Source organism: Providencia sneebia DSM 19967 (assembly GCF_000314895.2).
Lineage (GTDB): Bacteria > Pseudomonadota > Gammaproteobacteria > Enterobacterales > Enterobacteriaceae > Providencia > Providencia sneebia.
Window position 1 is genome coordinate 3,642,293 of record NZ_CM001773.1, and the last position, 11,363, is coordinate 3,653,655.

The 11,363-nt window shown below is 39.3% G+C and carries 11 protein-coding genes and 1 other annotated feature; of the genes, 4 read left to right on the forward strand and 7 right to left on the reverse strand.

Annotated features, from left to right (window positions below; translation table 11 throughout):
• Positions 1-122 precede the first annotated feature (122 nt).
• The gene (locus OO7_RS15145) at positions 123-1,118 is read left to right on the forward strand and encodes an aldo/keto reductase (protein ID WP_008916810.1); all 996 of its coding nucleotides are present in this window, start codon (positions 123-125) and stop codon (positions 1,116-1,118) included.
• A gap of 227 nt (positions 1,119-1,345) precedes the next feature.
• On the opposite strand, the gene thrC is transcribed toward OO7_RS15145, so the two are convergent.
• The 4 genes from thrC to thrL form a co-directional block, all read right to left on the reverse strand.
• Positions 1,346-2,638 (reverse strand): threonine synthase, encoded by a 1,293-nt coding sequence (gene thrC, locus OO7_RS15150; protein WP_008916811.1) that lies wholly within the window; start codon positions 2,636-2,638, stop codon positions 1,346-1,348.
• Between the two features lie 3 nt (positions 2,639-2,641).
• Positions 2,642-3,571 (reverse strand): homoserine kinase, encoded by a 930-nt coding sequence (gene thrB / locus OO7_RS16885; RefSeq protein WP_008916812.1) that lies wholly within the window; start codon positions 3,569-3,571, stop codon positions 2,642-2,644.
• A gap of 3 nt (positions 3,572-3,574) precedes the next feature.
• Positions 3,575-6,034 carry a bifunctional aspartate kinase/homoserine dehydrogenase I gene (gene thrA / locus OO7_RS15160; RefSeq protein ID WP_008916813.1) on the reverse strand — a complete coding sequence of 820 codons (2,460 nt, stop codon included), beginning with the start codon at positions 6,032-6,034 and terminating at the stop codon, positions 3,575-3,577.
• A 24-nt stretch (positions 6,035-6,058) separates the two neighbouring features.
• Positions 6,059-6,179 (reverse strand) — a sequence feature (Thr leader region).
• Entirely contained in the window at positions 6,118-6,186 is a 69-nt protein-coding gene (gene thrL, locus OO7_RS17675) for a thr operon leader peptide (RefSeq protein WP_156823178.1), read from the reverse strand. Its footprint overlaps the feature before it by 62 nt.
• A 788-nt stretch (positions 6,187-6,974) precedes the next feature.
• On the opposite strand from thrL, the gene arcA reads away from it, so the two are divergent.
• Complete coding sequence (gene arcA, locus OO7_RS15165) at positions 6,975-7,691, forward strand: two-component system response regulator ArcA (protein WP_008916814.1); 717 nt, start codon at positions 6,975-6,977, stop codon at positions 7,689-7,691.
• Between the two features lie 153 nt (positions 7,692-7,844).
• Here arcA and creA read toward each other — a convergent pair whose 3' ends face one another.
• The gene (gene creA / locus OO7_RS15170) at positions 7,845-8,321 is read right to left on the reverse strand and encodes a protein CreA (protein ID WP_008916815.1); all 477 of its coding nucleotides are present in this window, start codon (positions 8,319-8,321) and stop codon (positions 7,845-7,847) included.
• Positions 8,322-8,627: 306 nt separating this feature from the next.
• Between creA and robA the strand changes: the two genes are divergently transcribed.
• Positions 8,628-9,521, forward strand: coding sequence for an MDR efflux pump AcrAB transcriptional activator RobA (robA, locus tag OO7_RS15175; RefSeq protein WP_008916816.1), 894 nt, complete (start codon positions 8,628-8,630; stop codon positions 9,519-9,521).
• Positions 9,522-9,563: 42 nt separating this feature from the next.
• On the opposite strand, the gene gpmB is transcribed toward robA, so the two are convergent.
• Entirely contained in the window at positions 9,564-10,211 is a 648-nt protein-coding gene (gpmB, locus tag OO7_RS15180; protein ID WP_008916817.1) for a 2,3-diphosphoglycerate-dependent phosphoglycerate mutase GpmB, read from the reverse strand.
• Positions 10,212-10,263: 52 nt separating this feature from the next.
• Between gpmB and yjjX the strand changes: the two genes are divergently transcribed.
• On the forward strand, positions 10,264-10,800 hold the full coding sequence (gene yjjX, locus OO7_RS15185; protein ID WP_008916818.1) for an inosine/xanthosine triphosphatase: 537 nt from the start codon (positions 10,264-10,266) through the stop codon (positions 10,798-10,800).
• 216 nt (positions 10,801-11,016) lie between these two features.
• Here the strand turns inward: yjjX and trpR are convergent, their stop codons facing one another.
• On the reverse strand, positions 11,017-11,337 hold the full coding sequence (gene trpR / locus OO7_RS15190) for a trp operon repressor (RefSeq protein WP_008916819.1): 321 nt from the start codon (positions 11,335-11,337) through the stop codon (positions 11,017-11,019).
• Between the last annotated feature and the right edge of the window lie 26 nt (positions 11,338-11,363).

The window sequence follows — 11,363 nt, forward strand, 5'->3', positions numbered from 1 at the left end:
CCCTATCACATATCTGCAAAAAAATGTTTACCTTCCACAAAAATTAGCATTGTTTCCTCAGAGCGACTTTTATATTTATGCCAATATCATTTAGGTTTTCTGCCAATAATTGGAGGTGAAGTATGCCTTACGTCGCAAATACGCAGCGTTATGCAAATATGGAATACCGACTTTGTGGTCGTAGTGGATTAAGACTCCCTCTGATCTCTTTAGGTCTTTGGCACAATTTTGGGGACAATAGTCGACAAGATAATTGCCAAGCAATGCTACGACATGCATTTGATCATGGGATCACGCATTTTGACCTTGCGAATAATTATGGTCCACCACCGGGCAGCGCAGAAAGCCAATTTGGTCGAATACTTCAACAGGACTTTTTGCCTTATCGGGATGAGATGATCATATCCACTAAGGCGGGTTTTACAATGTGGGATGGCCCATACGGCGATTGGGGAAGTAAAAAATATTTAGTCGCCAGTCTCAACCAAAGCCTAAAAAGGTTGAATCTTGATTATGTTGATATTTTTTATCATCATCGCCCTGATCCAAATACGCCGCTTGAAGAAACAATGGGCGCACTTGATTTAATTGTTCGCCAAGGTAAAGCATTATATGTTGGTATTTCCAACTACCCTGCTGATCTTGCCAAAGATGCCATTGATATTCTAAAACAGCTTGGAACACCTTGTTTGATACATCAGCCGCGTTACTCAATGCTCGTGAGAGATCCGGAAACAGAGTTATTCGATGTGCTTGATGATGAAGGTGTTGGTGTCATTGCTTATTCACCACTGGCAGGCGGAATACTGACTGACCGTTATCTTCAAGGTATTCCTGCGGATTCAAGAGCGGCCGGAAATCCTTCACTACCGCCAGAAAGACTCACTTCTGCGGTGATGGCAAAAGTGAAAAAACTTAATGATTTAGCCTCTAGCCGAGGACAAAAACTAAGTCAAATGGCATTATCATGGCTATTACGCCATGATAGAGTCACCTCTTTATTGATTGGTGCAAGTCGGATCAGCCAAATTGATGATGCATTAGGTATTATCAATAACCGCCATTTCTCACAAGCTGAATTAAAAGTTATTGAGTTAATTTTGGAAGGCGATATTTAATCGATTATTTCTCCACATAAAAAAACGGAAGCGTAATGCTTCCGTTCAGACTGCTGACAAACATATTATGTTTGGCGGCAAGTCATATAGGTTTTGAAAATAAGCAAGGAAAATCAATACATTGATTTTCGACTGATAACACAAAGCGGGAAAAACCACGCTTTTATCCCGCTTTGTCAACAACCTCAACGGAAGCGTAATGCTTCCGTTTTTTGTTACTTAAACATTTATTTAACGGTACGTTCCATTAAAAATGTTCTCAATTGGGCAAAATCTGCTGGCAAGAAATGTGACAACAATGGTAAATCAGCTCTTTCTGCTAACTCAGCTGGTAAAGGTAATTGTTTACCTAAAATAGCTTCCACACTCTCTTTGAATTTCGCAGGATGTGCTGTACCTAAAAATAAGCCATACTCGCCATCTTGTAGTTGATCACGCAAAATACGATAAGCAACCGCAGCATGTGGCTCAGATACGTAACCTTTTTTATCAAGCTCTTTTACCGTTTCCTTCGTTACGTCATCATTAACAACACCATGACCAAGCTCACTTAATGACCAACCTTTACGACGGAAGAGTTCTTCAATTCTCGGCCAGTTGTTCGGCTGACTAACATCCATCGCATTCGACAAGGTCGCCACTGTTTGATGAGGTTTCCACTCACCTTCTTCAAGGAAACGAGGAACAGTATCATTTACGTTGGTTGCTGCAATAAAACGCTTAACAGGCAAGCCCATTGCTTTTGCAAGCAATCCCGCCGTTAAATCACCAAAGTTACCGCTAGGAACAGAGATGACCAATTGATCGCGTTTTTCAGCTGGAATTTGCGCTACCGCTTCAAAGTAATAACAAATTTGTGCTAATAAACGGCTAATATTGATGGAGTTTGCAGAGTTTAAATGTAATGCTTTTTTTAGCTCTTCATCATCAAACGCTTGTTTTACAAGAGATTGACAAGCATCAAAATCATCTTTAATTGCTACTGTATGAATATTCTCACCTAAAGTGCAGAATAATTTTTCTTGTAGCGGGCTAATTTTGCCTTCTGGGTAAAGAATAACAACTTGTACGTTATTTAAACGGTAAAAAGCATGAGCAACTGCTGCGCCAGTATCACCGGATGTTGCAGTCAAAATAGTCACTGGCTGTTCACCTGCAACTTGTGCCAATGCTTGCGCCATAAAGCGCCCACCAAAATCTTTAAATGCCAATGTTGGCCCATGATATAGTTCTAGTGTTGCAACATCTGCTTCAACGGGTGTTACTGGTGCTGGGAAGGCAAATGCCGCTTTGACTCTCGCGGCCAATTCAGCTTCAGGGATCTCATCGCCGATAAATGCCGTTAAAATACGGCTACTACGCGTTACAAAATCCAGCTTCAATAACTCATCAATTTCTGCCTGACTGAATTCGGGTAGATCTTGAGGAAAGAACAGCCCTTGTTGCTTACCTAATCCCTGTTTAACAGCTTGAGAAAAACTCACTTGCTCGCTATTGTCTTTTAAATTATATAATTTCATTCTTTACCCTATTGTCCTTGCCCCTGCGAGATCCAAACGGCAGATATGCACAAAGCCTTCATCATTCTGAATATAATGTTGTTGTAAGTAATCAGCCATTTTCTCTGCAATCTGTTTATCGTCACAAATGGCGAATAATGTAGGTCCTGAACCTGAAATACCACAAGCAAGCGCACCAATTTCATTCGCATTTTTTCTCGCTTGTGCAAAGCCTGGTAGCAGCTGCGTGCGATAAGGTTCAGCCACAACATCTTGGATCATTTTTACTGCCAAATCAGGCTGTCCGGTATGACATGCATGAATAAATCCAGCAAGATAGCGCCCATGACTGACAATATCACGACGTGGATAGCTATCAGGTAAAATAGCTCTCGCTTCTGCGGTTGATACTTTGATCCCCGGATACGCCATTACCCAATACCAATTATCAAACGCTGGAACTTGCTGAGAAATAATGCCATTCTGCTCAATAATGAGCTGTAATCCCCCCAAATAACAAGGAGCCACATTATCATAATGCACACTACCCGAAATGCGGCCTTCAAGTTCACCCATCATACCCAGCAAGGTATTTTCATCGAAAGGTTTACTCGCAAATTCATTTAATGCCACTAATGCTGCGACAACAGAACATGCACTTGACCCTAATCCTGAGCCAATCGGCATATTTTTTTCAAGTACCATTGCCACATTTAATGGTTTACCTAATCTCTCACAAAAGAGTTCCCAGCATTGGTAAACAATATTTTGCTCAGGCTTTTTCGGTAATTTGGAAACAAAACGCCCTTGATTTGTCAACGAAAAGCTATCAGCTGCTTCAACTGTGACACAATCACCTAATAGTGTTCCATCTACTGGCGATACTGCTGCCCCTAACACATCAAACCCGACACTAACATTACCTATTGAAGCGGGCGCATAAACTTTAATCACTTATTAAACTCCCAATTTCCATGAAAGGGTACGCAACATGTCAGCAAAAACACCTGCGGCAGTCACATCATTACCCGCACCATAACCTCGAAGGACTAAAGGAATTGGTTGATAATAACGGGTATAGAAAGCGAGCGCATTTTCACCATTTTTAACTTTAAATAGCGGATCATTGCCATCAACTGCAATGATTTTTACTTGGCAGCGACCCTCTTCTATCAAACCAACATAGCGTAATACTTTTTCTTCCGCTTCAGCGGCTTTCTTGCGCAGCGCAAACTGTTGGTCAAGTTCAGGTAAACGAGCCATAAATTCAGCCACATTACCACTGCTATCAAATTCAGCCGGTAACACAGACTCAATCTCAATATCATCCAACTCTAATTGGTAACCTGCTTCACGAGCAAGGATCAGAAGTTTGCGTGCAACATCCATTCCTGACAGATCATCTCGTGGATCAGGTTCAGTGAAGCCTTTTTCTTTTGCAAGTGCAGTAGCTTCAGACAATGACATTCCTTCATCAAGCTTACCAAAAATAAAGGATAAAGAACCGGATAAAATTCCACTAAAGTGAACGAGTTCATCTCCAGCGTTTAATAGATTTTGTAAATTTTCGATAACCGGTAAGCCTGCCCCCACGTTTGTATCATATAAGAATTTACGTTTTGAAACTTCGCAAGCCGAACGTAACTGATGGTAATAATCCATTGATAATGTATTGGCTTTTTTATTCGGTGTCACAACGTTAAAGCCATCTTTTAGGAAGCTAACATACTGCTCAGCAATTTCTTGGTTAGATGTACAATCAATAATGACAGGGTTAAGGAAATGATATTCACGTTCTAAACGAATAAGACGACTTAAACTAAATGGTTCAGTGGCTTGTGCCAGCTCTTCTTTCCAATTATCAAGTGAAATTCCCTGCATATTTGTCAGCATGGCTTTAGAATTAGCAATACCACAAACACGTAAATCAATATGTTTTTGCTTCAACCATTGTTGCTGGCGATGAATTTGCTCTATCAATGCATTACCCACACCGCCCACACCAATAATAAACGCCTCAATAACTTGTTCTGCATTAAATAGCATTTGATGGCATAAACGTACCGCGGTTGTTGCTGCATCATTGGCAATAACGGCAGAAATTGAGCGCTCAGATGAACCTTGAGCAATCGCAACAATATTGATGTTACCGCGAGTCAGTGCGGAGAAGAAACGTGCTGAAATGCCTTTTAGTGTACGCATCCCATCACCCACAACAGAAATGATGGATAACTGTTCCATCACATCTAATGGCTCAAGCACACCATCTTTCAGCTCTAAGTAAAATTCTTCAACTAATGCTGCACGTGCGCGGGCTAATTCATTTTGCGGAACACAGAAGCTAATGCTGTATTCAGAAGAGGATTGCGTAATTAAGACAACAGAGATCCCTTTACGTGACATCACTGAAAAAATCCGTGCTGCCATGCCCACCATTCCTTTCATGCCAGGACCAGAAACGTTGATCATCGCCATATTGTTCAGGTTGGTGATCCCTTTAACTGGCGTGCTATTATCTGTCTGTCCATCGCCAATCAATGTGCCAGGAGCACTTGGATTCGTCGTATTTTTAATTAAGCATGGGATTTTAAATTGAGCAATTGGTGCAATAGTACGTGGGTGAAGAACTTTAGCACCAAAATAAGATAACTCCATCGCTTCTTGGTAAGACATCCCTTTAAGAAGTCGAGCATCAGGAACTAGGCGCGGGTCACAAGTATATACGCCATCAACATCAGTCCAAATCTCACAACAATCTGCACGTAAACATGCAGCAAGTACAGCGGCAGAATAGTCAGAACCATTGCGCCCTAAAACAACCAATTCCCCCTTCTCATTCCCTGCGGTAAAACCGGCCATAAGAATAAAGTGATCTTTTGGGATATTTAGCGCTGAAATACGTTTTGTGGATTCATTGATATCAACAGTTGATTCAAGGTAATGACCTACCGCTAATAAGCTTTCAACTGGATTAATAACAGTGACTTTGTGTCCGCGTGCAGTTAACACTGATTCCATGATAGCAATTGAGAGCTTTTCACCACGGCAAATAATGGCAGCATTGATGCTATCAGGGCATTGTCCGAGAAGAGTAATACCATGCAGTACTTGTTTAATTTGCGCGAATTCTTGTTCTGTTAATTTTTTCAGTCTTTCATAATCAAAACCAGGCTGCTTCTCTTTCAATCCTTTGAGTAAAGATGAAAAAATCATTTCAGCATCATTCACATGCGTGATGACATCCTGACCCGCAGCCGTTTTTTCAATCATTGCAACTAGATGGTTTGTTATCTTAGCGGGTGCTGATAACACCAACGCCACCTGCCCATCAGCCAATTTGCTTTCAGCGATGTCTGCAACATTCAGTACTCGTTCGTCATTTGCAACCGAAGTACCGCCAAATTTAAGCACACGCATGGTATTTCTCTCCTGATTTAGCGCCAAAAAAAAGCCCACATCTTTTAGGATGCGGGCTTTTTCGTTTTGATTTTTTGGATGCGTCAGCCCGCCCCGTTTCCTGTGGTCACGGTGGTGGTCGTAATAATAATGTCTAGGCTGATAATACGCATAAATTTCTGTCTGTCTCTTGATTCATTACTTTCTCCCTATACGGTTAAAGCAATTGACCAAAAATGTCAAATTAATTTGTAAAAAAATGCAAAAATTGAGTTAGTGGACACTAAAAATATATTCCATATCTATCGAAAAAATTAACATAAAAAACAATCAATGAACACTAATTGCAAAAGTTAAAACCATTAAATGACGAAATATCACCATAAAACGTCATCATCTCTTTTTATATATCTAATAGTGGCAGTGCAGTGAAATTACGCAAAAATACTATGTATACATAACCTACTAAATCAAATAATCTATTTCATAATTTGATAGAGAAAAGTTGTTTCTATTTGTATAATTTTATATCTAATAAAATTTGTTAACGTGCTACAATTGATTTTGATATGTATCAACAAAAGTTATTTTTTTAGGTGGTAAATGCGGTATTAGCTGTTATATTGCTGTTAACAGCCAAAAATTGTGAAAGAGCCTAAATTTGATTCATTTTTTGAATCTAAATATGTCGTCAATAATTCGAGAAATCAAGGTACGAAAATAACAAACTACCTTAGATAACTGATAGAGTTACTCTCAATAATAGTTTATAACTGTTGAAGAAAAAGCTAAGTCAAAAGTCTGATGGACATATGACTAAAGGTAGCTAAATAACGTTGGCTTATAAGAAATGTTTTTATAACTCACAGGCGCATTTTTCCAAAAAAATAATAACCACCTAACTAATTTGGAAGCGGCTTATGAGTTCACTATTTTTATTTTAAAACTTTAGGTATCAGATATGCAGATCCCACATATTTTAATTGTTGAAGATGAGATTGTCACACGCAATACGCTGAAAAGTATTTTTGAAGCAGAAGGTTATGTTGTCCATGAAGCAACTGATGGCGAAGAGATGCATAATGTTCTTTCTGAACATGACATCAATTTAGTTATCATGGATATTAATTTACCCGGTAAAAATGGCCTACTGCTAGCGCGCGAATTACGTGAACAAGAAAGCATTGCATTAATGTTTTTGACGGGCCGTGATAACGAAGTAGATAAAATCCTTGGCCTAGAAATTGGTGCTGATGATTATATTACTAAACCATTTAACCCACGCGAACTGACTATTCGTGCACGTAACTTACTTTCACGTACGATGAATCTGAGCAGCGGTTCAGAAGAACGTCGTCTAGTAGAAAGTTATAAGTTTAACGGTTGGGAACTTGATATTAATAGCCGTTCATTGATAAGCCCTGCTGGTGAATCCTACAAATTACCACGTAGTGAATTCCGTGCAATGCTGCATTTTTGTGAAAATCCAGGAAAAATTCAAACTCGCGCAGACCTACTGAAAAAAATGACTGGACGTGAGCTGAAACCACATGACCGAACTGTTGATGTTACAATTCGTCGCATCCGTAAACATTTCGAGTCAACACCAGACACACCTGAAATCATTGCAACTATCCACGGTGAAGGCTACCGTTTTTGTGGTGATTTAGACGAATAATCGTCATTTTATCTATCCCTTTTTACATGGATAGATAAAACCATAAATAGATAAAACCGGCTAGAGAGTCCAATATAGGGATATTTCAATGCCGGTTTTATTTTTTATGGACTTATCAATAAAATCTATTTGCTAATCAATAAAATAAAAGTCTTACCACGGCATAATTGGAACTGCACTCAGCGCATTTTGTGGCGAACCTTCAATAACTTTATCAGAATAAGTCAAATAAATCAGAGCATTACGTTTTGGATCATAAAAACGTACAACTTGTAATTTTTTGAATATCAATGATGTCCGTTTTTGAAAAACAACATGTGCCTTTTTCGGTGAATTCTTGATACGATCACTCAGTTCAATAGGTCCAACTTGTTGACAAGAGATTGCAGCATCAGATGTATCTTCCGCTAAACCGAGTCCACCTTTAATTCCACCCGTTTTTGCGCGACTCAAATAACAAGTGACATTATTCACATCGGGATCATCAAAGGCCTCAACAACAATTTTATGATCTGGCCCAAAAACTTTAAAAACAGTGTCGACAGAACCTATTTCCTCTGCGAAAGCCGCAAAAGGTAATACAGAAAATAGTGAGCCTAATAATATTTTTTTAAACTTACGAAGATGCATATACAGTACCCTTTCAGCAAAATGCAGGAAATGAGAATAACAAAATTGAGTGTATTGTTACTTTTTTAACACTATATCCTAAATCATTCAAATCTTCGTCTAGAACTGATGTATAACAATCAAAAATCAGTATAAAAATAGTGATGATATTCAACTAACTAAATAGATAATCAAAATGGAAATATGATGATTATAAAATCATAAATACAACTCATTTCCTATAAACGAAATGGCCAACTTGATATAGAATACCAATACATTGATAACTTATATCTATCTTTTAAGTCACATTGACTAGGGATATACATGGATCAAACCAATATAATTCGCGACCTGCTGCACTGGATCGATAACAACCTAGATAAACCGCTTTCTCTTGACAACGTAGCAGCAAAAGCAGGTTATTCAAAATGGCACTTACAGCGGATGTTCAAAGAAGTCACAGGGCAAGCTATTGGCTCTTATATTCGTGCACGTAGACTTTCTCGCGCTGCCGTAGCGCTTCGCCTGACGAGCAGACCTATTCTCGATATTGCCTTACAATATCGTTTTGATTCGCAACAAACTTTTACGCGTGCATTTAAAAAACAATTTAATTTAACGCCAGCTTATTATCGACGTAGCGATGAATGGTGTGCGACAGGTATTTGCCCACCGATTATGTTGGACGGACATAAACATTTAGATTATGAGTTCGTGCAACTAAAAGAACAAACATTAGTGGGACTCGAACAAAGCTGTTCTTATGTATTAGAACAATGGTCCAATGTCTGCTCTCAAATACGCGAAACATTCTGGCACTATTATTTAGAACACACGACATCTGTTGCATCTGAAGTTTTTGGCTTGCACCACACTGTTCATAATCCTGAAAAAGAAGATGAACAAACCGTTATTTATACCACAGCGGTAAAACCTGAAGATGCCAACTTTAGTAATGATACTTACCGCCAAGTCATCATTCCTGAAGGTGAATACATTAAATTTAGCTTAGGCGATAAAGTGACTCGCGACACAATGCAAGAGTTCTTATTTCAAATTTATGGTGTCTATTTGCCTAAATTGAATATTACACGCCGACCTGGCTATGATATTGAGCACTATAAACTCAAAAATATTGAATCACCGGATATAAAACACAAAGATGACCACGAATCTCACATTGAAGCTTTTGACTATTATGTGCCTATAAAGCGTTAACATAACGGAGTTTCAGAATAACGAAACTCCGTTTATTTTTCATTACGCTTGCTGCTCATCTAAGGCAGGTTGTGTTAAATGACTAATTTCTCCTGCACTTTCAACAATCCAGCCATTCACTAGCCACGGGCTATTTTGATAATCCACTCTTGAAATAGAGCAGTTGCGCAAGCGTAGACGTCGCCCTGCATGAGGTGGAACACCTAAAATACGATTTAGTAATGCACTTAGCGCGATCCCATGGCTTACCAATAGCGGTTTACTTCCACTCGGTAATGCTAAGCAGCTATTCAATGCTGCGAACATGCGCTCCTGTAATTCAGGCATTGACTCGCCTTCAGGAATGCGACCATCATGTGTTCCATTAATCAAACTTTTACGCCACTGTTCTTCTTGTTCAGTAAGAGAATCAATCTCTCGTTGTTCGAGAACACCCATATTTAGTTCACGCAAGCGCGGTTCTGTGATAATTTCACATCCGCAAACACGGGCAATTATTTGTGCTGTTTCACGAGTACGTCCCATATCACTCGTGATAATATGGGTAATGCCTTCTGATTTTATTTTTTCGGCAACCTGATAAGCTTGTAAACGCCCAGTGGCGGTTAAAGGGCTGTCAGATTGCCCTTGTATACGACGAGCCACGTTCCATTCGGTTTCGCCGTGGCGAACAAGATAAACCTGTAACATAGATGTGTTCCGTTATTACTTTGCTAAGTATATGTTCAAAGGAAAATAATTAATGTACCGAGTTATAGCTGCAACGACTAATCCTGCCAAAATTAAAGCAATTCATCTTGCTTTCGATGCTGTTTTTGGGCCAGACAGTTATCAGATAGAAGATATTAATGTCGATAGCAGCGTTCCGCAGCAACCTATCGGTAATAATGAAACTCGCACTGGTGCAAGACAACGCGTTATGGCATCAAGACAAGTCCGGCCTGAGGCTGATTTTTGGGTTGGCATCGAAGCGGGCATTGACGAAGATATGACTTTTGCTTGGATTGTCATTGAACATAAGCAAATTCGTGGAGAGTCGCGTTCAGCAAGCATCATGATCCCAGAAAAAATACTGGCAGGTATCCGAGAAGGACGTGAGCTTGGTGATGAAATGGCTGAATTAACCGGTATTGATAATATTAAGCAACAAGGCGGTGCCATTGGTTTTTTCACTAACGGGGTACTGACTCGGACAAGTGTTTACCAACAAGCTTTGATACTGGCGCTGGTTCCCATTAAGCATGAAATTTATAAAGAGCTAAACCAGATAGAAGATTAATTATACATAAAATAATTAAAGTTGCATGTAAGTTATCTTCACTTAACGCTTTTTAACAAAAATTCAGCAAATATTTTAAAAATAAACGTATTTTACATCATAAATTGCGTTAATAAAGCTCACTATTTGCTTGTTATGACTTGCTAGTAGATAAAAATATAGGGGTAAAAAATACCCCTATATACAATTTAGTCGCATCTATTGTACCAAATAAGCCTACTTAAGTAATTGCTCTTCCAGCCAAGCCTTTACTGGCAACGGCGCTGATTTCAAGCTATTTGAACCGCGGGTAATTGTTGCTATTCCAACCCCTAGCTCATTTTTTAGCTCGCGTTGACTCATTTCACCGCGCATTAATTCTTGAACAATTCTGACACGAGTTGCCAGTGCTGTGCGTTCATCCGGTGTTAACAATAGTTGCAGTATGGGATGCTGTAAATCTTGTTCAAATGCAAGCTGAAGCAACTTAACAAAGCGTTGCCAATCTTCATTAGCATCAGCGCTAAGTGCGGGATCATTCAAGTGATTTGCTATCATATTTCCTCACCATACTATTTAACTAG